The sequence below is a fragment of the Streptomyces sp. LBL genome (assembly GCF_029893585.1).
Classification (GTDB): domain Bacteria; phylum Actinomycetota; class Actinomycetes; order Streptomycetales; family Streptomycetaceae; genus Streptomyces.
In genome coordinates, this window is the sequence record NZ_JARXYX010000002.1 from 1 (window position 1) to 22,127 (window position 22,127).

Below are 22,127 nucleotides of genomic sequence, written 5' to 3' on the forward strand. Positions count from 1 at the left end.
GAAAGCTACCAGGCCGGACTCGAATTATGCGCCGGCCTCCTCTGGATCCGACACCTCGGATCACAGTCTTGATCACAACTCCACACAGGCCCTAGGGCCTGGTGCCGATCACTACGTGGGCGTATTCCTCCTCCGAGACGGCCGGGCGGGTCCGCAAGCCGGCCCGGGTGAAGGCCTCGACGGCCGCCGGAGCCTGGCGCTCGCTCGTCTCGACCAGCAGGCAGCCGCCCTGAGTGAGCCAGTCGGGTGCCTCGATCGCGACCCGGCGCAGGAGGTCCAGGCCGTCCGAGCCGCCGTCGAGAGCGACCAGCGGCTCGTGGTCGCGCGCCTCGGCGGGCAGGAGTTTGACCTCGTCGGTGGGGACGTACGGCACATTGGCGGCGAGGATGTCCACACGGCCGCGCAATCCGACGGGCAGCGCCTCGAACAGGTCGCCCGTGTGGACCTGCCCGTCGGCTTCGGGGATGTTGCGGCGGGCGCAGCGCACCGCCGCCGGGTCGATGTCGGCGGCGTGCAGTTCGACCGGGCCGAGTGCTGCGGCGAGGGCGGCGCCCACGGCGCCCGATCCGCAGCAAAGGTCCACGACGACGGCCGCGTCGGGGACGTGGGCGAGGGCCTGCTCGACAAGGAACTCGGTGCGGCGGCGGGGTACGAAGACCCCGGGTTCCACCGCGATACGCAGTCCGCTGAACTCGGCCCAGCCCAGGACGAGTTCCAGCGGCTCCCCGGTGATCCGGCGGTCCACCAGCGTGGCCAGTTCGCCCGGGGTGGGGGCGGCGGCGAGGAGCAGTTCCGCCTCGTCCTCGGCGAAGACACAGCCTGCGGCACGCAGAGCGGCGACGACCAAGGCACGGGACGGCGTCGAGGAAAACGGAGGGAACGGAGGAAGTGGAGGCATGGAAGCCGAAAGCCTTTCGGGAGCCGTGGGGCGCTCCCGCGGTCACCTACGGCCGGTGATCCGCACCGGTTCGAGGGGAGAGCACCCGACCTGACACAGCGGTAATGGGTCTCACCTCCTCGGAACCTCATGGCCGGGACAACCCGCAGCCGGACGGTCACACTACCCCAACGACCAGTGCCGGAACGCCTCTCCAGGCCAAGTTGTATTATGCAACCACCAGGGCGAGGGAGATCCCGTGAACGTAACCGAAGCAGCGGTGGAGACCATCCAACGGGAGATGACCGCGTTTGCCCGCCGCGCCCGCGCCTCCGCCGGACGCATGCACCCCGAACTGTCGCTGGTGTCGTACACCCTGCTCGGGCACCTGGAGGAGGGCGGCGGTTGCCGCGCCACCGACCTGGCCGCCCACTACGCCCTGGACAAGTCCACGGTCAGCCGCCAGGTCACCGCCCTGGAGCGGGCCGGGCTCGTCGAGCGGCGCCGGGACCCGGAGGACCACCGGGTGCAGGTGCTGCATCTGACGGAGGCCGGCCGACGGATCCTCGCCCAGGTCACCGTGAGCCGCCGCGCCGCCGTACGGGAGCGGCTGGTGGACTGGGCGGAGGAGGATCTGGAGTGGTTCGCCGCCTGTCTCGTCCGCTACAACGCGGGCTCGGGCGGGGAGGCCGGGGGCGCCTGAGCGCTCCCGGCCCAGCTCACGGCCCAGTTCCCGGCCCACGCCCCGCCGCTCGACGAGCTCTACGACACCGGTGCCGCGGGTGTACGTCCCTTCAGCAGCCCTTCCGGTGCCCGGGCCGCCCCGAACGCCGTCGTCCGGCGCAGCCGGAAGCCCAGGGACTCGTAGAGCCGGATGGCGTTGGTGTTACCCGCGCCGGTGTGCAGGAACGGGGTCTCGCCGCGTTCCCGGATGCCGTGGGCGACGGCGAGGATCAGCCGGGTGGCGAGGCCCTCGCCGCGGACGACGGGGTCGGTGCAGACCCCGCTGATCTCGGTCCAGCCGGGCGGGTGCAGCCGCTCCCCCGCCATGGCGACGAGGGCGCCGCCGCGGCGGATGCCCAGGTAGGTGCCGAGTTCTATGGTGCGCGGGAGGAACGGGCCGGGCTGGGTGCGGGCGATCAGGTCGAGGATCTCGGGCACGTCGGCCGGGCCGAGCCGGACCGCCTCCGGATCCGGGGCGACGGCGAGTCCCTCGTCCACATACTGCACGCCCTCGAACCGGAAGGTGACCTCCCAGTCTTCGGGAACCTGTCCCTGGAACCCGAGCAGCGGAACCTCGCCGCCGGGGCCCGCGAGTGCCGCGGCGTCCGCCCAGTCGTCGGCGTCGGGCTCCTCGGGCAGGGCCAGCCACGGCGTGACGTCGACGGGGTAGCGCACCACCCGGCCGCGCCACTCGGCGAAGTGCGCGTGCGGGCCGGTCAGCGCGGCGTGGGCGGGGTGGTCGAGGACGTGGGACGCGCCGGTGGGCCCAGCCAGGCCTGACGGCGGACCTGACGCCCGCCGCGACGGAATATCCATGGTCGGCGGGACGACCGTGGTCGGAGGGACGTCCGTGGTCAATGGGACGTCCGTGGTCGGTGGAATGTCCTGTCCGTGGTCCGGCGGTGGAATGACCGTGGCCGACGGGACATCCGTGGCCGACGGGACGTCCGTGGTCGGCGTGATGTCGGTGGTTGGCGTGATCTCCATGGTCATCGGGCGACCTCGATCACGACCTTGCCGCGGGCGTGGCCGTCCTCGACCGTGCGCAGGGCGTCGTTCGCCCGGTCGAGCGGGAACGTCAGGGTGATGTGCGGGTCGAGGTCGCCCTTGACGACGAGGTCGGCCACTTCCTTCAGGACGGCGGCGTTGCGGGCCCGGGCCACGCGGGCGCCGCCGAGTCGCGCCACCTCCTCGGGCGGGGCCCCGGCGGTGATCAACCTGGTCCGGTCGGCGAGCAGTTCGGCGGCCTCGGCCAGCACTTCGCCGCCCACCAGGTCGTACACCCCGGTGACGCCGTCCGGCGCGACCGCCCGCACCCGCTCGGCCCAGCCCGGCCCGGACGGGACGTGCACGGCCCCGACCGCCTCGACGAAGTCCTTCTTGCCCTCGCTCGCGACGCCGACGACGCTCAGTCCGAAGGCCCGGGCGATCTGCACGGCCGCCGCGCCGACGCCGCCGCCCGCGCCGGTGACCAGCAGGGTCGCCCCGACGGGCAGGTCAAGCTGACGAACACCGTCGTAGGCGGTCGCGGCGGCGACCGGAAGGGTCGCGGCGCGGGCGAAAGACAGGCCGGCGGGCTTGTGGGCGGCGACCTCGGCGGGCAGCAGGGCGTACTCGGCGTAACCTCCGGCCACCGTGTTGCCGAAGACCTCGTCCCCGGCGGCGAACCCCTCGACGCCGTCGCCGGTCGCCTCGACGACCCCGGAGACCTCGGCACCGAACACGGCCGGGAACACGCGCTCGCCGCTCTCCCCGGGGCGGCGGTAGCCGGCGCGCTGCTTCCAGTCGACGGGATTCACGCCCGCGGCACGCACCGAGACCAGGATCTGACCGGGGCCGGGGACGGGCCGGTCCACCTCGACGAGGGCCTCGGCCTCCGGGCCGCCGTACCGCGTGAAGACGTACGCCTTGGGCACTGTTCCCACTCTCCTTCGCTTCCGCCGGACACCGGTTGTCACGCTCCGAGGATGCCTGTCCTGGCCACCGGATGCGGCACCAGTCGGCAAGGAAGATCGGCGCCTCGCTATTCCCGGCGCGCGGGAGAGTTCATACGGCCTTCACGATCCCGGAGAGGGCCGGGCACCGGACATGCCTGACATGCACGTACGGTTGACCGCGTAAGCAACCACCCCCGTTGTCACGCTGGAATCGCATGAACGTCTCCCGAGGCTTCACCGGACGCGACCGTGTCCACAACCCAGGACTGCCGCCCGGCCAGTACGACGCGGGCGACGACTGGCCTGTCCTGTCCGTCGAGGTCACTCCCGAACTGGCGCCCGCCGACTGGACCTTCCGCATCGACGGACTGGTGGAGCAGCCGTACACGTGGAACTGGGACGAGGCGCACGCGCTGTCGGCGTCCGCCTACCAGGGTGACATCCACTGCGTGACGAGCTGGTCGAAGTTCGGCGTGCGGTTCGGCGGCGTGTCCTTGGACGCGTTCCTCGATGTGGTGCGGCCCCATGGGTCCGCCACCCATGCCGTCGCCTACGCGCACACCGGTTACACCACGAACCTCCCGCTCGCCGACCTCACCGACGGGCGGGCCTGGATCGCGTGGGAGTACGAGGGGCAGCCGCTGTCCGCCGAGCACGGCGGCCCGGCGCGGCTGCTGGTGCCGCACCTGTACTTCTGGAAGAGCGCCAAGTGGATCGCGGGCCTGCGTCTCCTCGACCACGACGAGCCGGGTTTCTGGGAGCAGAACGGCTATCACGCGCGGGGCAACCCGTGGGAGGAGCAGCGCTACTCCGGTGACTGACACATCGACTTCCCCCGCCTTCACTCCGCCGAGCCGGTTCGCCGTGCCCGGACGGATCGCCGTGAGCAACGAGGTCGTGGCGAGGTGGCAGACCGCCACCCTCACCGAGATCCGGCGGGAGACCCCGCGCGCCTCCACGTTCCGCTTCGCGGTGCCCGCGTGGGCGGGGCATCTGCCCGGGCAGCACCTGATGCTGCGGCTGACCGCGGAGGACGGCTATGTGGCCCAGCGCCACTACTCCATCGCTTCCGCGCCCGACGACTCCGGTCACATCGAGCTCACTCTCGACCATGTCGAGGGCGGCGAGGTCTCCGGCTGGTTCCACTCGGTGGCCGAGCCCGGGGACGAGGTCGAGGTGCGCGGCCCGCTGAGCGGCTTCTTCGCCTGGCCCGGTGACCGGGCCGCGCTGCTGGTCGGCGCCGGCTCCGGGGTCGTACCGCTGATGTCGATGGTGCGGCACCACCGGGCGCGTGGGCTGTCCGTGCCGCTGCGGATGCTGGTGTCGGCGCGCAGCCCCGAGGAGCTGATCTACGCACGGGAGTTGGGCGCGGAGACGACGCCCGTGTTCACGCGGAGCGCGCCGGAGGGTGCAGCGGTGGGACGTATGGCGGCCACACATGTGGCGGCGCTCCTGGCCGAGCAGCCTCCTGGTGGGTGGGAGGCCTATGTGTGCGGCTCCAACGCCTTCGCCGAACACGCCTCACGACTGCTGGTGTCGGTCGGCCAGCCCGTGGACCGCATCCGCATCGAACGCTTCGGCTGACGGCCGGGACCCCCGACATCCCCTGACCGATTCCCGTGGCTACCCCTTACCGATTCCCGCGTCCCGTGCCACCGGGCGTTTCGCCCGTCCCGTGCCACCCGGCGTTTCGCCCGTCCCGTGCCGCGGCGGTGTTTCGCCGCGTCCCTCGTCACCCGGTGTTTCGCCGCGTCCCTCGTCGCCCGGTGTTTCGCCGCGTCACTCGTCGCCCGGTGTTTCGCCGCGTCCCGGCCGGGCACGCCAAACCGGCGGCCCCGGGCGCGGGCATGGGTGAACATTCCCGGCGAAGGGGACACGCCGCAGGGCTTGACCGCATCCGGAAGACGCCCGTGATACGTCCGACCCTCCCCCGTCCTCCCCCACCCACGCCCCCTCATGAGCAGCGTCCGCCCCTCCGCGACAGCAGCCGCGCAGCCGAGCAACAGCGCGTCGGGGCCGGCGCTCCAGCGGCAGAAGCAGAAGTCATGCCGACGCCGACGCGTGACCGAGGCGGCGATCTGGCGAGACGTCCGACCACCCACGTACGGTGTGATCATCCGCACTCGCTCTTCACAAAGGCGGTCCCACATGGCCCTGTTCGACCTTCCCCTCGACGAGCTCCAGGAGTACCGCAGCGCGTCGCCCGAGCCGGAGGGTTTCGACGCGTTCTGGTCCAAGACGCTCGAAGAGGCCCGCGCGCACGACCTGGACGCCCGCTTCGAGCTCGTCGACACGGGCCTGACCACGGTGAAGGTGTACGACGTGACGTTCGCCGGGTTCGGTGGGCACCCGGTGAAGGGCTGGTTCACCCTCCCCGCCGAGGTCTCCGCACCGATCCCGGTGGTGGTGGAGTTCGTCGGGTACGGCGGCGGGCGCGGGCTGCCGCACGAGCATCTGCTGTGGGCGTCGACGGGCCGGGCGCACCTCGTGATGGACACCCGGGGCCAGGGCAGCGCCTGGGGCGGCGGTGGTGGCACCGCGGACCCGGTGGGCGGGGCGCCCTCGTACCCGGGTTTCATGACTCGGGGCATCGACGACCCTGAGAACTACTACTACCGCCGGGTGTACACGGACGGGGTCCGTGCGGTGGAGGCGGCCCGCTCGCATCCGCTGGCCGACGCGGCGCGCACGGTGGTCCTCGGCAGCAGCCAGGGCGGCGGCATCTCGATCGCGGTGGGCGGCCTCGTCCCGGACCTGGCGGCGGTCGCACCGGACGTGCCGTTCCTGTGCGACTACCCGCGCGCGGCGACCCTGACGGACCGTCACCCGTACCGGGAGATCGGCCTCTACCTCAAGACGCACCGAGGCCACACCGCGGAGGCCCTGCACACCCTCTCCTACTTCGACGGCGTGCACTTCGCGACCCGTGGCCGCGCTCCCGCACTGTTCTCGGCGGCCCTGGAGGACCAAACCTGTCCGCCGTCCACCGTGTTCGCGGCGTTCAACGCCTGGGCGCACGAGAAGAAGGCGATCGAGGTGTACGACTTCAACGACCACGAGGGCGGTGGCCCGTTCCAGGAGGCGGCCAAACTGCGCTGGCTGCGGTCGTACGCCTGAGGGACCAGCTACTTCCGAGGAAGCCCTGAGACCTCCTCCGAGACCTCCTCCGAGACCTCCTCCGAGGTCCGCACGAAACCTTCCCTCCCATCCGACCAGTCGGTATGTTCAGGGAGTCCGGGCCGCGTGATCGCGGGCCGGGCTTCCGGCGGACGACGGAGGGTCCATGTCCCAGCAGGAGCCCCAGGTTGACGGCCACTGCGACGAGCGCTTCGCCTCGGTGCGCAGGGCATTCGAGGAGAACTTCCGGGACCGCGAGGAGATCGGTGCCGCGGTCTGCGTCACGGTCGACGGCGAGACGGTGGTGGACCTGTGGGGTGGTCGGGCCGACGCGGCGGGCACCCGCTCCTGGGAGCGGGACACCCTGGTCAACGTGTGGTCGACGACGAAGGGGCCGGTGGCCCTGTGCGCTCACATCCTCGCCGACCGCGGCCTGCTCGACTTCGACGAGCCGGTGACCACGTACTGGCCGGAGTTCGCTGCGGCCGGCAAGGAGAAGGTCCTCGTACGTCATCTGCTGTCGCACCGGGCCGGGCTGGCCGGCCTGCGGGAGCCGCACTCGCTCGCCCAGCTCTACGACTGGGACCTGACGACGCGACGGCTGGCCGCTGCGAAGCCCTGGTGGGAGCCGGGCACACGGTCGGGGTACCACGCGATGACCTACGGCTTCCTGGTCGGGGAGGTCGTGCGACGAGTCTCGGGGCTGCTGCCGGGTGCGTTCCTGGAGCGGGAGGTGACCGGGCCGCTCGGCATCGATTTCACCATCGGGCTGCCGGAGAAGGAGGCCGGGCGGGTGGCCGAGCTGGTGCAGCCGCCCGTCGAGGCGACCAGCGAACAGGCGGCGAACTTCAGCCGGTTCACGCCTGCCGCGCTCGCCGCCCTGACCAACCCCGGGGTCAGTGCGACCGCAGCCAACACGCCCGAGTGGCGGGCCGCCGAGGTTCCCGCCGCCAACGGCCACGGCACCGCGCGGGCCGTCGCCGGGCTCTACGGGATCCTCGCGGGCCGGGGGGTGTACGGCGGTCACCGTGTCCTCTCCGCCGAGGCCGCCGAGCGGGCTCGCGAGGGGCAGGGCAGCTGCCGTGACCTGGTGCTGGGCGCCGGTTTCGAGGGCGAGACCGAGATCGGGCTCGGCGTGTGGCTCAGCGGCACGAACGGCTCGTACGGACCCAATCCGCGGGCCGTCGGTCACGACGGCTTCGGCGGCTCCTGCGGGCTGGCCGACCCGGAGGCCGGGGTGTCTCTGGGCTATGTGATGAACCGTATGGGCTCCCATATCGCCGACGACCCTCGAAAAACGGCCCTCGTGGACGCCCTGTACAGCGTCTTGTGACGTCACCAGCCGTCACCGGCTATCACCAGCTGTCACCGGCTGTCGCGAGCGATGGATGTACAGCGGGATCAATCCTCCGCGCGGCTCGTAGCCGGTCATCTCGGGCGAAAAGGACCACACCGCGTCCTGGGGTCCTGGGCGATCGCGAACGGCGCCTCGAAGAGGCAGTGAGCAAGCACGACCCCTCCGACGGCCGCCGGACGGCTACGGCAGCCGACGCGCCACGACCAAGCGGACCCGCGGGCTGCCGTCCCGGCGTCGCCCGAACTCGGGCAGCGCCTGGAGCTCGACATCGAACCCGGCACATTCCAACTCCCTGCGTACGTCGGCCATCCGGAAGGCCCGGTAGTACATGACGAACGGAGGCCGCCACACGGCGTTGCGCACCCGCATCACCGCGTCGAAGGCCAGCAGCATCCAGGAGGCGCGGGACGCGGGCGGCGGCGGGGCGACGACGGGGAAGGCGAAGCAGCCGCCCGGCCGTAGCACCGAGTGGACCTGGGCGAACAGGCCCGGCAGTTCGCGCGGCCGAAAGTGCCCGAAGGCCCCGAAGCTCACGACCAGGTCGAAGGCGGGTCCGAACGGCAGGGCCCGGGCGTCCGCGCGCACCCAGGAGACACGCCGGCCGTCGGGCCGTACGTGCTCCCGGGCCACCGCCAGCATGCCCGCGCTGAAGTCGACCCCGGTCACGCCGTTCCGGCACACCCGCGCCAGCACGTCCACCCCGGCGCCGGTGCCGCAGCACAGGTCGAGACCGGCGTCGAAGGGACCGGTGCGGCGCAGCGCCGAGGCGACGGCGTCGAGCACCGACTCCGGTGTACGGAAGGGCGTGTGGTCGAACTTCGGAGCGAGCAGGTCGTAGCCGCGCTCGACGGACGACAGCGCCTGCACGGCGAGTTCACGGAGACGGGGACCTTCGGGGCTGAACATCCGCGTCAGCTTAGGGGAGCCCGCCGACCGAGGATCGCGAGAACGCGCTCGCACCACCGCGGGTTCTCCGTCTCGAAGGCGGCGTGAAAGCCGATCCCGGACGCGTTCGACGCGTCATGAGGAGGGCGGCAGGGGCTGTTCGGTCCAGATGATCTTGCCGTGCGGCGTGTAGCGGGTGCCCCAGCGTTCCGTGAGCTGGGCGACGAGGAAGAGGCCACGACCCCCCTCGTCCTCGGTGCAGGCGCGCCGGAGGCGGGGCGAGGTGCTGCTGCAGTCGTAGACCTCGCAGATCAGGGCGCGGTCGCGGAGGAGCCGGAGCTGGACCGGGCCGGTGGCGTGGCGGATGGCATTGGTGACCAGTTCGCTCGCGACGAGTTCGGTGGTGACGGCCAGGTCGTCCAGGCCCCAGGCACGGAGCTGGTCGGTGACCGCCGCGCGGGTGCGGGAGACGACCGCCGGGTCGCTGGGCAGCTCCCACTGGGCGACCCGCTCGGGGCCCAGGGTGTGCGTGCGGGCGACGAGGAGGGCCACGTCGTCGTTCGGGCGGGCCGGCAACAGTGCGTCGAGAACGGCCTCGCAGGTGTCCTCCGGCTCCCGGTCGGCCCGGGCCAGAACGGTGCGCAGCCGGTCGATGCCGGTGTCGATGTCCCGGTGCCGGTCCTCGATCAGTCCGTCGGTGTACAGCACGAGTTGGCTGCCCTCGGCCAGCTCCAGCTCGGCGGTCTCGAAGGGCAGGCCACCGAGTCCGAGCGGCGGACCCGCGGGCAGGTCCACGAATTCCACGACGCCGTCGGGGCTGACGACCGCGGGCAGCGGATGCCCGGCGCGGGCGAGGGTGCAGCGCCGGGACACCGGGTCGTACACGGCGTACAGGCAGGTGGCTCCGACGATCCCGGAGTCCGTCTGGGTGTTCTCCACCGCCCAGCCCTCGCCCCGGTCAAGCCGTCCGACGAGGTCGTCGAGGTGGGTGAGCAGGTCGTCGGGCGGCAGGTCCAGGGAGCAGAAGTTGTGGACGGCGGTGCGCAGGCGGCCCATGGTGGCGGCGGCGTGCAGTCCGTGGCCGACGACATCGCCGACGACCAGCGCGACCCGGGCGCCGGACAGTGGGATGACGTCGAACCAGTCACCGCCGACGCCTGACTGTGCGGGCAGGTACCGGTAGGCGACGTCGACGGCGCTCTGTTCGGGCCGGCCCCGGGGCAGCAGACTGCGCTGGAGGGCGAGTGCGGTGTTGTGCTCGCGGGTCCAGCGGCGGGCGTTGTCGATGCTGATCGCCGCGCGGCCGGCCAGTTCCTGGGCCAGCGAGAGGTCGTCCTCCTCGAAGGGTGCGGGCTTCTCGGAGCGGTAGAAGCTGACCACGCCGAGGGTCGCGCCGCGTGCCCGCAGCGGCACGGTGATCAGCGAGTGGATCCCGGCCGCCAGGACGCGTTCCACGCGTGGCGGGTCCTGGGCGTGCCAGCCGTCGGCCTCCGTGAGGACGGGTTCGAGGACGGACCGCCTGCTCTCCAGACTGCGGGCCTGCGGGGTGGACGGTACGAAGCGGACGGCGTCACCCGCGGCGTACAGGTGGGACGCCTCGTGGACGCAGCCCAGGGCGACCCGGCGCAGCGGGGTGCCCGAGCAGAGCGGTTCGGGCTCGTCGCCGTACAGCACGGAGTCGGGCAGGTCGACGGCGGTGAAGTCGGCGAACCAGGGGACGGTCACCTCGGCCAGTTCCTCGGCCGTGCGCGTGACGTCCAGGGTGGTACCGATCCGGACACCGGCGTCGTGGAGCAGCTCAAGCCGTCTGCGCGCCAGCACGGCAAGCCGTCCGACACCGGGTTCTCCTATCAGGAGGAGCTGGCTGTCGGCGGCGGTGTCGGTGTCGGTGTCGGTGTCGGTGTCGGTGTCGGTGTCGGTGTCGTCGGATGTGGAGGTGAGAGTGGGGGTGGGCGAGATGGGGGGCGGCACAGCGTCCAGGAGAGCGGCGGTCGGCGCGGTGACGGCCTCCGGCGGGGCGACCGAGGGCGTCGTCCTTCGGGCGGCCGGGGGCGGGACTGCCTGGGCGGGCGGGGCGGCCGGGGCCGGGGCCGCCCGGGTGGTCGGGGCGGCGAGGGCAGTCGGCGTTTTCAGCGGGGTCGGGGTGGTCACCGTCTGCGGCGCGGCCGCCGCCTTCGGCGTCGTGGGCGGGGCCGTCGTTCCCGCCCCGGTCCGCTCGCCCGCGGCCTCCTGCCCGGTCAACGGGGCCGACGCCACGGACCCGGCTGCCCCGACCACCGCCTCGCGCCCAGCCACCGAGGCCCCCGCCCCGCCCGCCCGGGCCACTGCCCCCTGCCCGGTCAACAGGACCGACGCCCTCGGACCGGGTGTTGCGACCACGGCCTCCGGCCGGGAACCCGGGACATCCGCCCCGCGCCCGGCAGGTATGCCCCCGACGCTCGGCGTGTCCCGCACCGTCGGTCCGGCCTGGCGCAGGCGCGGGCCGCCCAGGATTCTCGCCTCGACGACCACGCCCGTCTCGCCCGCCGCTCCGTTCACCGTGCGGCGCAGCAACGTGGCGACCCGGCCACCGGAGAGGATCACCTGGTCGAGAGTGCGCTGGGAGGAGGCGAGGAGTTCCTCGGCCTTCTCGCGCAGTACGGCGAGGTCGATCCGGCCGAGATCGCCGTCGTCGCCGTCGCCTCCGCCGGCCTGCACCACGAACCCGGGTTGCCGCGGACGGCCACCCGAGTCAGGGCCCGCCCGTCGGTACGCGGCGAGCAGGGCGCGCTCCCGTTGCGTGGACTGTTCCAGCAGTCGCACCTCGATGCCGCGGGCGGCCTGGTGGACCAGCCGCAGCATCGTCGGGTCGGCGTCGCCGCGCAGACAGGTCAGGTCGAGGACGGCCTCGATACGTCCGCTGAAGGGGTCGCGCACGGGTGCACCCGCGCAGGCGAAGGGCTGGAGGCAGTCGGCGAAGTGCTCGCGGCCGTTGACGTAGACGGGGCTGCGCTCGGCCAGCGCGGTACCCACGCCGTTGGTGCCGACGATCCGCTCGGAGGCGTCGAAGCCGGGGGCGAACCGCACCTCGTCGAGGCGGTCGCGCAGTTGCCGGCCGCCGCCGAACCGCTCGACCATACGGCCCCGCGCGTCGCAGAGCGCCACGGTGATGTCGACCGCGGAGAGCGAGCCGGTCAGGTCCTGCAGAACGGGGTCGGCGGCACGCAGGAACCGCTCCTCCAGCGTCAGGTCCGAGGCGTAGGGAACCAGCACCTGGTGCGGCTGAAGCCCGGCCGTCCTGCACCGCTTCCAGGAGTCGAGTACCGCGTCCCGGACCGCGGAGTCGACGAGCGCACCGGTCAGAAAACGTTCGTGGGCATCGGCGAGACCGCCGATGTCGTCCCAGGCGACGGACAACGGGACCACTTCCCTGTCTGGAGACGGCCCGGGCCCATGCACCGCGGTTCGGCACGCGGCCCGCTGAAGTCCTCCAGCGCCTTCACCCTAAACCTGTGGTGACTGGCATCACAACATCAGTCGGCCGCCCAGGCGGAGTCCCGTCGACCGGATGCACCCTCGGAGATGTCGTGAGCTGTCCTGAGCTGTCGAGTGGTGTCGCGAGGTGTCGGGAGACCACGCAGGGTCATATGCGGATGACGATGAGGGCGATGTCGTCGTCGGCACCTTCAGTGACGTCGAGGCGGGTCAACAGTCCGTCGGCCAGCTCTTCAGGGGCGAGGGTGCTGTCCTTGGCCAGGGCTGTGGTCAAGCGCGCCAGGCTGGCGTCGATGTCCTCGCCACGGCGCTCGATGAGGCCGTCGGTGTACATCACGAGGGTGTCCCCCCGGGTGTAGGTGATGCCGGCCTGGGGGCGGGGGACATGGTGGGGGCGGGCTCCGAGCGGTGGATCGGTCGCTTGGTCCAGCATGTCCCAGGTCCCGTCGGGGTGGAGCAGGACGGGCGGTGGGTGTCCGGCGTTGCTGTAGATGATCAGTCTGCTGCGGGTGTCGATGATGACCTTGACCGCGGTCGCGGCCGTAGCTCCCTCCAGGGAGCGGGCGTACAGGCCGAGGACTTCCAGGGCCTGGGCGGGACTGGGAATGGCGCGGATGGCTGCGCTCAGGGCGCTGCGGAGCATGCCCATGATGGCGGCGGCGTGCAGGCCGTGGCCGACGACGTCTCCGACCGCTGCGGCGTAGCGGTCGGGTGCCAGGTCGACGACGTCATACCAGTCGCCGCACACGTTGAGTGATCTGGTCGCCGGCAGGTAGCGCACGGCGATGTTGTCGGTGTGGTGGTCGAGGTCGGGGGCGGAGAGCATGGCTTCCTGCAGGGCGACGGCGACCTGCCGTTCGCGGGTGTGGGCCTCGCGCAGTTGCTGGTTCAGCCGGTGCAGCTCGTGGGCCCGCGCGTACAGCTCGGCCGCCAGGCCCTTCTCCCCCTCGGTGAACTCCTCGGTGAGCCGGCGTGCCCGGCGCGATCGGACGAAGGCCGTGACGTCCTCGGCCCGTTGGACGATCCACTTCACCGCGCCGTCGGACCCGGTGATCGGCGTGTGGATCTCGGACCACCATCGCTCCTCGAAGCCGCCTGGCCGGTGGAGGGCGGGGATGTCGTACCGCTGCAGCACCAGGGTGTCCGGTTTTCCGGTGCCCAGGACCCGGAGCAGTGACGCCCTCAGGTTCTGTTGTGAGTCGTCGTCGGGGCCGGGGTGCTCCGGCAGCGCGTCGAAGAAGTACTTCCCGATCAGATGGTCTTTGGTCAGGCCGGTGGTCTGCAGGTATGCGGCGTTGACGTAGTGGATCATCAGGTCCGTGTCCAGCATGAGGTACGGGCTCGGTGTGGCGTCGAAGAACGCCATGAAGTTGATGTCCGCTGTCATCACACGCCCTCCGTGGCCTGTGAGCGCGACTGCTTGGCCTTCCAATTTACCCGCGATCCAGGGGCCCGGCCTGGGAGAGGATCAACACATCACCGCGGGGTCATGGCTACGCCGGTACCCGCTCAGCTCAAGCAACGGCCCGCAGGGACCGTTCCACGAACCGGCGTCGGGGCGAACCGTGCACGCCCAGGCGCGCCGGCGCCCCTGCCGACGGATCTCCTTCCACGGGCTGCCGGCCGGTCGCTGAGTCCCCTCTCACAGACGGGACCGCGTACGCCGTGCTACATTCCCACTAGCACTCGTGTACGCCCGTTCTCCGGGCGCCGGTGCCAGTTCTCTTCGGACAGCCGACCCGCTCGCCGGCCCACCGGCCGACACATCGGCTTCCCACCACCACCTCGTCGAGGGCTTCTTCGTCGTACCCGAGGTGCTGTTTCCGCCGCCGAGGCGCGTTCTTGTTGCGCCTCCCCTCGCGGCTTCTCCCCCTCCTTCTTCCGCATGTCCCATGCCCTTCCGTCCGTGAAAGGACCACCCCTCGTGACCACCACACTCGAACACCCTCCTGTGCAGCAGCTCCCGTCCCGGGTCGCCACCGGCGTCCTCGACATCGACGCGAACGGGAAGGGGCACCTTCGCTCCCCGGACCTGCTGCCCTCGCCCACCGACCTCCAGGTCCCTGCCCAGCTGATCCGCCGGTACGGCCTGCGCAAGGGCGACCTCGTCGACGGCGTACGCGGCACCCAGCGCGCCCTCACCGAGGTCGCCCGGGTCAACGGGCGCAGCCCCGAGGAGCAGCGCGGCCGTCGTCACTTCCGCGACCTGACGCCGCTGCACCCCCGCGACCGGCTCCGCCTCGAACACCCGGCAGCCGGGCTGACCGGCCGCGTCGCCGACCTGCTCGCCCCCGTCGGCAAGGGGCAGCGCGGGCTGATCGTGGCCCCGCCCAAGACCGGCAAGACCGTCCTGCTCCAGCAGATCGCGGCCGCCGTCGCCGGCAACCACCCCGAGGCCCGGCTAATGGTCGTGCTGCTCGACGAACGCCCCGAGGAGGTCACCGACATGCGGCGCTCCGTGCGCGGCGAGGTGTACGCCTCGACCTTCGACAAGGCACCCAAGCAGCACATCGCCCTCGCCGAGCTCGTGATCGAGCGGGCCAAGCGGCTCGTGGAGGCGGGCGAGGACGTCGTCATCCTTCTCGACTCCCTCACCCGGCTGTGCCGGGCCCACAACAACGCGGCCGCCGCCGGTGGCCGCACCCTCAGCGGCGGGGTCGACGCGACCGCGCTGATCGGCCCCAAGCGGTTCTTCGGCGCCGCCCGGTCGGCCGAGGAGGGCGGCTCGCTCACCATCCTCGCCACCGCGCTGGTGGAGACCGGCTCCCGCGCCGACGACTTCTACTTCGAGGAGCTCAAGAGCACCGGCAACATGGAGCTCCGCCTCACCCGCGAGCTCGCCGCCCGGCGCGTCTTCCCGGCCCTCGACATCAACCCGTCCGGCACCCGCCGCGAGGAGCTCCTGCTGCCCCCGGCCGAGTTGGCCGCCGTACACGGTCTGCGCCGCGTGCTGCAGAGCCGGGACGGCCAGACCAACCTGGAGACCCTGCTGGAGCGGATGCGCGAGACCCCGGACAACGCGACCTTCCTGCGCCGCATCCTGCCGACGCTGCCCGTCGGCTGACCAGCCCCTCCGGAACCGCCCGATCCGCCGGACGTGCGGCATCCGGGTGCACGCGGGCCCCTTTCGGCCGGGGCGGCGCCGTGTTCGACGGCTCCCTCCCTACGTTTGCGGTATGACAATCGGATTTCCTTCCCGGGCTGCCGTGTCCACCTGCGCGCTCTGCGTCGCGGGCCTGCTCGCCCTCGCGCCCGCCGCCGCGGCCGCCCGTACCGGGGCGGACGCCGATACCGACGGCGGCCCGCGGGCGGCGGTCCCGCAGCCCGCCCTGCTGTACCGCCCCGGAACGCAGGTCCGGGCGCGCGCCGGGGTGCCGAGGCTGCCGGACGTCTCGGCGCTGTCGTGGCTGGTGGCCGACGCCGGCACCGACGAGGTGCTCGCCGCGCACGACGCGCACCGCAGGCTGCCGCCCGCCAGCACCCTCAAGACGCTGTTCGCCCTCACCGTGCTGCCGGTGCTCCCGCACGGCATCCGGCACACGGTCCGCGAGGACGAACTGGCCGGGATCGGCGCCGGCAGCAGTATGGTCGGGGTCGCCGAAGGGCTCACGTACCGGGTCTCCGACCTGTGGCGCGGGGTCTTCCTCAACTCCGGCAACGACGCGGTGCACGTGCTGGCCGAGCTGAGCGGCGGCTGGCGCTCAGCCGCCACCCGGATGCAGGCCAGGGCCCGTGCCCTCGGAGCGCGTGACACCCGCGTGCTGTCGCCGGACGGGTACGACACACCGGGCCAGGTGTCCTCCGCGTACGACCTCGCCGTCTTCGGCCGGGAGGGGCTGCGCAACCCGGAGTTCGCGCGGTACTGCGGCACGGCCGAGGCCGGTTTCCCCGGCCGCGACGGAGTGGCGTACGGGATCCGTAACACCAACCGGCTGCTGACCGGTGCGGACGGCGTGCGGCCGTATCGCGGGCTGATCGGCATCAAGAACGGCTACACCACCAACGCCGGCAACACGCTGGTCGCCGCCGCACGCCGGGGTGGGCGCACCCTGGTCGTGACGGTGATGAACCCTCAGGCGGGCGGGGGCTTCACCGTGTACGAGGAGGCTCGGGAGCTGCTCGACTGGGGCTTCGGCGCCGCCGGGCGGGCCGACCCGGTGGGGTCGCTCGACGCGCTGCGGGTGAGGCCGCGGTCCGGTCCGGTCGCGTCGACCACGGCGGCACTGCCCGCGTCCGCACTGCCCGCGTCCGCGCTGCCCGCCGCGGACGGTGGAGCCGGGTGGCCCGAGACGGGTGCGATCGCGGGGGCCGCCGCGCTGGGCGCCGGTGCCGTCGCCCTCGTGCTGCGGGGCAAGGTCGCGCCGTCGGAGCAGGGTTGACGGATCGGCAGCCACAGCAGCAGGCCGAGTGTGATCCAGGTGTAGGCGTTGCTGCCGAGGAACCCGTCGATGCCGGACGCGTCGTCGAACCACAGCCAGACCACGCTGGTGCACAGCACCGCGTACAGGGCGCCCGCGACCCGCGGACGCCCCGCGCGGACCAGGACGGCGAAGGACGGCAGCAGCCAGACCAGGTGGTGCACCCAGGTGACCGGGCTGACCAGGCATGCGGTCAGCCCGGTGAGAGCGAACGCGGTCACCCACTCCCCCGCGGCGACCGCCCGCCGGGCACGGTTCGCCCATACGCACAGCACCAGCAGCACGGCCGCCGCCCACGCCGCTCGGTCCGGCTCACCGAGCCGGGCCAGGATCCCTTGCAGGGACTGGTTGGAGACGTAGTCCGGACGGCCCACCCGGGTCGTGTCCCACATCGCCACGGTCCAGTAGAAGCGGGAGGCGTCCGGGGCCACGCAGGCGGCGAATCCGGTCGCGCCGGCGGCGACGGCGGTGGCCACCGCGGCCTCCCGCCGACGACCGGCGAGCAGCAGCAGTCCGATGAAGAGCGCGGGCGTGAGCTTGATCGCGGCGGCGATGCCTGTTCCGACGCCCGCCCACCGTTCCCGGCCGGTGGCCAGGAGCCACGCGTCGGTCAGGACGAGAGCCAGCAGTATGAGGTTCACCTGGCCGAAGCTGATGGTGTCGCGCAGCGGTTCGAACAGTGCGAGCACACAGGCGCCCAGGGCGCAGCCGAACCAGCCGTAGCGCCGCCAGGCCGGGCCCGTGAGGATGCGCAGGACCCAGGCCAGGGCCGCCAGGTTGAGCAGCAGCGCGACGGCGATCGCCGCGTGCAGGCCGAGCAGGGCCATCGGCAGCATGGCGACGGCCGCGAACGGCGGATAGGTGAAGCCGTACGGCGTCCCGGGCACCCGGTAGTCGTAGAGCCGTCCGCCGTGGTGGATCCAGTGGTCGACGGCCCCGTGGTAGACGCGCAGGTCGAACCAGTCGCGCAGCAACGGCACGGTCGCCGTGAACACGGTCACCGCGACCGCGGCGGCGAACAGGAACAGCAGCCGCGCGCGGTCGGTGCGGGGCAGGGTCATGCCGTACGCCCCGGCATCGGGGCCAGTTCGGCCTGGTGAACCTGCCACAGGACGACCCCCGCGAGCAGCCCGCCGGACACCGCCAGGACCAGTTGCCCGGTGTCGGCCGGACCGCCGCTGGGCAGGGCGGCGAGCGCGAGCACCCCCGTCACGGCGGCCAGCCGGTGCCGTACCGAGGCGCTGGGCGCGGCGGCGGCGATGAGGAACAGTCCCCACAGGGCGTACCAGGGGCGGATCGCCGGGCCGAGGGCGGCCACGGCCGCCAGGCTCAGCCCCAGCGCGTACACCGGCCGAGGACGCAGTCGCAGCCATATGACGAGGACCGCGACCACGGCCGCCACCACGCCGAAGGCGTGCCAGGCCGGGATGGCCAGGGGGGCCAGATCACTGCCGAGCCGTTCCAGCAGGGCCCGGGTGGCGCGGCCGACCAGACTGGTCAGGGCCCAGTTCTGCGGGGAGACAGGGGTGTCGAGGGCGCCCAGCCAGCCGTATCCCGTGCCGGCGACGGCGGTCGCGGCGACCGTGGTGGCCGTCGCCGCGACCGCGGTCGTGGTGACGGCCCGCGTACGGCCCCGGCCCGCACGCACCTGGAGCACGACGACCGCGACGAGTCCGAGCGCGGCGGGCGCCTTGACCAGTGCGGCGAGGGTGACGAGTACGGCGCCCAGCACCGGCCACCGGCCCAGGGCCGCGACCAGGCCGAGTCCGAGCAGGCCCATCATGATGGCGTCGTTGTGTGCGCCCGCGACCAGATGCAGCAGGACCAGCGGGTTGAGGGCGCCGAGCCAGAGCGCGGCGGCCGGGTCGGCGCCGCTGTGGCGGGCGAGCCGGGGCAGCGCGGCCGCCATCAGTGCCACACCCAGCAGCGCGACGAGCCGCATGCCGAAGAGACCGGCGGGCACCTCGCCCCGGGTCAGCCCGGACAGCGCTGAGGCCACACCGAGGAAGACCGGGCCGTACGGGGCTCCGGTGTGCCGCCACAGTGGGGAGACCTCGGCGGCGAGCGGACCCCCGAGGTGGGCGGGCCCGTGCGCGTAGACGTCCATGTGCGCGTCGACCATCGCGCCCTGCGCGAGGTAGCTGTAGACGTCACGGCTGAACAGCGGGGGCGCGAGCAGCAGCGGCGCCGCCCAGATCGCCAGGACCACCATCAGGGCCCGCGGGCTGGGCGGCGTCGCACCGCGGATCAGTCTCCCGAGCAGCGCCCAGGCCGCGATCAGCAGGACGACACCGAAGTAGACGCCGACCAGACCCAGCGCGGCCTGCGCGGAGGACGGGGCGAGGAGCTCCCGCACGGGCAGGGCTCCCGCGGTCTCACCTCCGGCCGCGAGGAAGGCGGTTCCGACCAGGCCGAGGACCTGGCAGCGGCGGAGATCGACGGGAAGAGCCATGGCCAGCACTCGGGAAGCGTGTCAACGCCGGGTGGCCGCGAAGCGACGCTCCGCTCTCCGGGCGGGGGCCTGTGCGTGACCGGCGTGTGAGCCGCCGACGCCTACGCGGCGCTCGCACCCTGTCCGGAGCACTTCCAGGACTCGTCGGCTCAGAAGATCGAGACCCCGGTCAGCGTGGTGAAGCGGTCGAGAGCCGCCACACCCGCCACCGAGTTCCCCCGCTCGTCCAGCCCCGGGCTCCACACGCACAGGGTGCAGCGGCCCGGGACGACCGCGATGATGCCGCCGCCCACGCCGCTCTTGCCGGGCAGGCCGACCCGGTAGGCGAAGTCGCCCGCCGCGTCGTAGGTGCCGCAGGTCAGCATCACCGCGTTGACCTGCTTGGCCTGGCTGCGGGTGAGCAGCCGGGTGCCGTCGGCGCGGATGCCGTGCCGGGCCAGGAAGGTGGTCGCGAGGGCGAGGTCGGCGCAGGACGCGGTGATCGAACACTGGCGGAAGTACTGGTCGAGCAGGACCGGGATCGAGTTGTCGATGTTGCCGTACGAGGCCATGAAGTGGGCCAGGGCGGCATTGCGGTCACCGTGCGCGGCCTCGGAGGCGGCGACCTCCGCGTCGAAGTCGAGGGTGGGATTGCCGGATTCGGAGCGGAGGAAGCCCCGCAGTTCGCCCGCCGCGTCCGAGGTGCCGGTCTGCAGTCGGTCGGTGACGACGAGGGCGCCCGCGTTGATGAACGGGTTGCGCGGGATGCCGTTCTCGTACTCCAGCTGGATCAGGGAGTTGAAGGGGTTGCCGGAGGGCTCGCGGCCCACGTGCGCCCAGAGTTCGTCGCCCTCGCGGGCCAGGTCGAGGGCGAGGGTGAAGACCTTGGTGAGGGACTGCGTGGAGAACGGCTCCCGCCAGTCCCCCACCCCGTACACCGTGCCGTCCAGTTCCGCGACGGCCATGCCGAAGCTGCGCGGGTCGCAGGCCGCGAGCGCCGGAATGTAGTCGGCGGGGCGCCCGCGGCCGGGGGTTTGTGCGATCTCGGCGGCGATGCGTTCCAGGACCGGCTGGAAGGTCATGGACGAAGTCATGATCACCATTGTGCCTCTGTGCCGGTCCAGGTGCGCGGCCCGAGCTCAGGCCAGTGGTGAGCCGCTGCCGGCCACGACCTCCGGACGCAGCAGATCGGCGAGGGTCTCGGCGGGCAACAGGCCCTTCTCCAGGACGAGTTCCGCCACGCCGCGACCGGTGACCAGCGCCTCCTTGGCGATGTCGGTGGCGGCCGTGTACCCGATGTGCGGGTTGAGGGCGGTCACCAGGCCGATGGAGTTCTCCACGCTCGCGCGCAGCGCCTCGGTGTTGGCGGTGATGCCGTCCACACAGCGCTCGGCGAGGGTCAGGCAGGCAGCCCTCAGGTGGGTGATGGACTCCGACAGGGAGTGCAGGATGATCGGCTCGAAGGCGTTGAGCTGGAGCTGTCCGGCCTCGGCGGCCATGGTGATGGCGACGTCGTTGCCGATCACCTCGAAGGCGACCTGGTTGACGACCTCGGGGATCACCGGGTTGACCTTGCCGGGCATGATGCTCGAACCGGCCTGCACGGGCGGCAGGTTGATCTCGCCGAAGCCCGCACGCGGCCCCGAGGACAGCAGCCGAAGGTCGTTGCAGCTCTTCGACAGCTTGACGGCGATCCGCTTGAGCACGCCCGACATCTGCACGAACGCCCCACAGTCCTGGGTGGCTTCCACCAGGTTGGCCGCGGTGACCAGCTGGAGTCCGGTGATTTCGGAGAGGTGGCGGCGGGCCGACTCGGCGTATCCGGCGGGGGCGTTCAGACCCGTTCCGATCGCCGTGGCGCCCAGGTTGATCTCATGGATCAACTCGACGGCCTCGGCGAGACGGCTGCGGTCCTCGTCGATCATGACGGCATACGCGGAGAACTCTTGACCGAGCGTCATCGGCACCGCGTCCTGCAACTGTGTACGGCCCATCTTGAGCACGTCATGGAACTCGACGGCCTTACGGGCGAAGGCGTCCTGCAGTACGGACATCGCCGTCAGCAGTCCACGGACCGCGAACACCGTCGCGATCTTGACCGCGGTCGGGTAGACGTCATTGGTCGACTGGCCGAGGTTGACGTCCTCGTTGGGGTGCAGGAATCCGTACTCGCCCTTGGCGTGGCCCAGCAGCTCCAACGTCCGGTTGGCGACGACCTCGTTGGCGTTCATGTTGGTCGAGGTGCCGGCGCCGCCCTGGATCACGTCGACGACGAACTGCTCGTGCAGCTTGCCCTCGCGGATCTCACGGCAGGCCTCGACGATGGCGGCGGCCTTCCTCGGTTCCAGCAGACCGAGCTCCTCGTTGGCGAGGGCGGCGGCCTCCTTGACGGCGGCGAGGGCGTCGATCAGGTGCGGGTAGACCGAGATCGGAGTGCCGGTGATGGGGAAGTTCTCCGTCGCGCGCAGGGTGTGGATGCCCCAGTACGCCTCGGCGGGGACATCACGGTCGCCAAGCAGGTCGTGTTCGCTGCGGGTGGCTGCGGTCATGAGGGGCGGCCTCTTTCTGGGGGCGAGGGGCGAGGGGGCGAGGGGCGGAGGGATGGAGCGGGGCGGAGACCTGCCGGACCGGTACCACGAGGCGACGCCCACCACCGAGCCGGCCGGCGCGGCCCGAGGAGCGACCGGTCCGGCGGTACGTGGTCGCCGACGGTCCGGGCGGGGCGGGGCGCCGGCCCGCGTGACGGCCACCGGAGCGGGTCAGCCGATCACCGAGCGAGGTGCCGCACCACACAAGCAGGCAGGCAGCCAGCCAGCCAGCCAGCCAGCCAGCCAGGCGGCAGGCCGAGCCCAGGCCGCCGTAGGAGCCGCTCACGCCCATCGGTCGCACGTCGGCCCGCGTGTCAGCC

General features: G+C 72.3%; 16 protein-coding genes and 1 pseudogene. 7 read left to right on the forward strand and 10 right to left on the reverse strand.

What is annotated here, in order from left to right; all coding sequences use genetic code 11:
* Nucleotides 1-91 precede the first annotated feature (91 nt).
* On the reverse strand, nt 92-898 hold the full coding sequence (locus M2271_RS02270) for a putative protein N(5)-glutamine methyltransferase (protein ID WP_280885347.1): 807 nt from the start codon (nt 896-898) through the stop codon (nt 92-94).
* A 238-nt stretch (nt 899-1,136) separates the two neighbouring features.
* Here M2271_RS02270 and M2271_RS02275 point away from each other — a divergent pair, with 238 nt between their 5' ends.
* On the forward strand, nt 1,137-1,580 hold the full coding sequence (locus M2271_RS02275) for a MarR family winged helix-turn-helix transcriptional regulator (RefSeq protein WP_280885348.1): 444 nt from the start codon (nt 1,137-1,139) through the stop codon (nt 1,578-1,580).
* A 59-nt stretch (nt 1,581-1,639) separates the two neighbouring features.
* Here the strand turns inward: M2271_RS02275 and M2271_RS02280 are convergent, their stop codons facing one another.
* Together M2271_RS02280 and M2271_RS02285 are read right to left on the reverse strand one after the other, a co-directional pair.
* Nucleotides 1,640-2,416: a GNAT family N-acetyltransferase gene (locus tag M2271_RS02280; protein WP_280885693.1), complete on the reverse strand. Its 777-nt coding sequence runs from the start codon at nt 2,414-2,416 to the stop codon at nt 1,640-1,642.
* Between the two features lie 173 nt (nt 2,417-2,589).
* Entirely contained in the window at nt 2,590-3,516 is a 927-nt protein-coding gene (locus M2271_RS02285; protein WP_280885349.1) for an NADP-dependent oxidoreductase, read from the reverse strand.
* A gap of 236 nt (nt 3,517-3,752) precedes the next feature.
* Here M2271_RS02285 and M2271_RS02290 point away from each other — a divergent pair, with 236 nt between their 5' ends.
* The 4 genes from M2271_RS02290 to M2271_RS02305 all read left to right on the forward strand — a co-directional run bounded on the left by M2271_RS02290 (nt 3,753) and on the right by M2271_RS02305 (nt 7,987).
* Nucleotides 3,753-4,358, forward strand: coding sequence for a sulfite oxidase-like oxidoreductase (locus M2271_RS02290; protein ID WP_280885350.1), 606 nt, complete (start codon nt 3,753-3,755; stop codon nt 4,356-4,358).
* Nucleotides 4,351-5,121, forward strand: coding sequence for a ferredoxin reductase (locus M2271_RS02295; protein ID WP_280885351.1), 771 nt, complete (start codon nt 4,351-4,353; stop codon nt 5,119-5,121). The genes M2271_RS02290 and M2271_RS02295 overlap by 8 nt, the downstream gene beginning before the upstream one ends.
* A 564-nt stretch (nt 5,122-5,685) precedes the next feature.
* On the forward strand, nt 5,686-6,654 hold the full coding sequence (locus M2271_RS02300; RefSeq protein ID WP_280885352.1) for an acetylxylan esterase: 969 nt from the start codon (nt 5,686-5,688) through the stop codon (nt 6,652-6,654).
* 166 nt (nt 6,655-6,820) lie between these two features.
* Nucleotides 6,821-7,987, forward strand: coding sequence for a serine hydrolase domain-containing protein (locus M2271_RS02305; protein ID WP_280885353.1), 1,167 nt, complete (start codon nt 6,821-6,823; stop codon nt 7,985-7,987).
* Nucleotides 7,988-8,191: 204 nt separating this feature from the next.
* On the opposite strand, the gene M2271_RS02310 is transcribed toward M2271_RS02305, so the two are convergent.
* From M2271_RS02310 to M2271_RS02320, 3 genes are all read right to left on the reverse strand, one after another.
* On the reverse strand, nt 8,192-8,917 hold the full coding sequence (locus M2271_RS02310) for a class I SAM-dependent methyltransferase (RefSeq protein ID WP_280885354.1): 726 nt from the start codon (nt 8,915-8,917) through the stop codon (nt 8,192-8,194).
* Nucleotides 8,918-9,031: 114 nt separating this feature from the next.
* Complete coding sequence (locus tag M2271_RS02315; protein ID WP_280885355.1) at nt 9,032-12,292, reverse strand: SpoIIE family protein phosphatase; 3,261 nt, start codon at nt 12,290-12,292, stop codon at nt 9,032-9,034.
* Between the two features lie 226 nt (nt 12,293-12,518).
* Nucleotides 12,519-13,757: a SpoIIE family protein phosphatase gene (locus tag M2271_RS02320; protein ID WP_280885356.1), complete on the reverse strand. Its 1,239-nt coding sequence runs from the start codon at nt 13,755-13,757 to the stop codon at nt 12,519-12,521.
* A 537-nt stretch (nt 13,758-14,294) separates the two neighbouring features.
* On the opposite strand from M2271_RS02320, the gene rho reads away from it, so the two are divergent.
* Nucleotides 14,295-15,434 (forward strand): transcription termination factor Rho, encoded by a 1,140-nt coding sequence (rho, locus tag M2271_RS02325; RefSeq protein WP_280885357.1) that lies wholly within the window; start codon nt 14,295-14,297, stop codon nt 15,432-15,434.
* A gap of 112 nt (nt 15,435-15,546) precedes the next feature.
* A pseudogene (locus M2271_RS02330) lies at nt 15,547-16,383 on the forward strand (serine hydrolase); the annotation flags it as partial.
* A 59-nt stretch (nt 16,384-16,442) separates the two neighbouring features.
* Here M2271_RS02330 and M2271_RS42445 read toward each other — a convergent pair.
* The 4 genes from M2271_RS42445 to aspA all read right to left on the reverse strand — a co-directional run bounded on the left by M2271_RS42445 (nt 16,443) and on the right by aspA (nt 21,768).
* Nucleotides 16,443-17,849, reverse strand: a complete 1,407-nt coding sequence (locus M2271_RS42445; protein ID WP_348539138.1) for a glycosyltransferase 87 family protein — start codon at nt 17,847-17,849, stop codon at nt 16,443-16,445.
* The gene (mptB, locus tag M2271_RS02340; protein WP_280885359.1) at nt 17,846-19,240 is read right to left on the reverse strand and encodes a polyprenol phosphomannose-dependent alpha 1,6 mannosyltransferase MptB; all 1,395 of its coding nucleotides are present in this window, start codon (nt 19,238-19,240) and stop codon (nt 17,846-17,848) included. Before mptB ends, M2271_RS42445 begins: the two co-directional genes overlap by 4 nt.
* A 149-nt stretch (nt 19,241-19,389) precedes the next feature.
* A complete protein-coding gene (locus M2271_RS02345; RefSeq protein ID WP_280885360.1) occupies nt 19,390-20,322 on the reverse strand; it encodes a glutaminase in 933 nt (310 codons plus the stop codon).
* 36 nt (nt 20,323-20,358) lie between these two features.
* Entirely contained in the window at nt 20,359-21,768 is a 1,410-nt protein-coding gene (gene aspA, locus M2271_RS02350) for an aspartate ammonia-lyase (RefSeq protein ID WP_280885361.1), read from the reverse strand.
* Nucleotides 21,769-22,127 lie beyond the last annotated feature (359 nt).

Excerpts from the sequence above, each read along its gene's own strand:
- M2271_RS02270 (WP_280885347.1), bottom strand. The coding sequence starts at position 898 with ATGCCTCCACTTCCTCCGTTCCCTCCGTTTTCCTCGACGCCGTCCCGT.
- M2271_RS02280 (WP_280885693.1), bottom strand. The coding sequence starts at position 2,416 with ATGGATATTCCGTCGCGGCGGGCGTCAGGTCCGCCGTCAGGCCTGGCT.
- M2271_RS02290 (WP_280885350.1), top strand. The coding sequence starts at position 3,753 with ATGAACGTCTCCCGAGGCTTCACCGGACGCGACCGTGTCCACAACCCA.
- M2271_RS02300 (WP_280885352.1), top strand. The coding sequence starts at position 5,686 with ATGGCCCTGTTCGACCTTCCCCTCGACGAGCTCCAGGAGTACCGCAGC.
- M2271_RS02305 (WP_280885353.1), top strand. The coding sequence starts at position 6,821 with ATGTCCCAGCAGGAGCCCCAGGTTGACGGCCACTGCGACGAGCGCTTC.
- M2271_RS02310 (WP_280885354.1), bottom strand. The coding sequence starts at position 8,917 with ATGTTCAGCCCCGAAGGTCCCCGTCTCCGTGAACTCGCCGTGCAGGCG.
- M2271_RS02320 (WP_280885356.1), bottom strand. The coding sequence starts at position 13,757 with ATGACAGCGGACATCAACTTCATGGCGTTCTTCGACGCCACACCGAGC.
- M2271_RS42445 (WP_348539138.1), bottom strand. The coding sequence starts at position 17,849 with ATGACCCTGCCCCGCACCGACCGCGCGCGGCTGCTGTTCCTGTTCGCC.
- mptB (WP_280885359.1), bottom strand. The coding sequence starts at position 19,240 with ATGGCTCTTCCCGTCGATCTCCGCCGCTGCCAGGTCCTCGGCCTGGTC.
- M2271_RS02345 (WP_280885360.1), bottom strand. The coding sequence starts at position 20,322 with ATGGTGATCATGACTTCGTCCATGACCTTCCAGCCGGTCCTGGAACGC.
- aspA (WP_280885361.1), bottom strand. The coding sequence starts at position 21,768 with ATGACCGCAGCCACCCGCAGCGAACACGACCTGCTTGGCGACCGTGAT.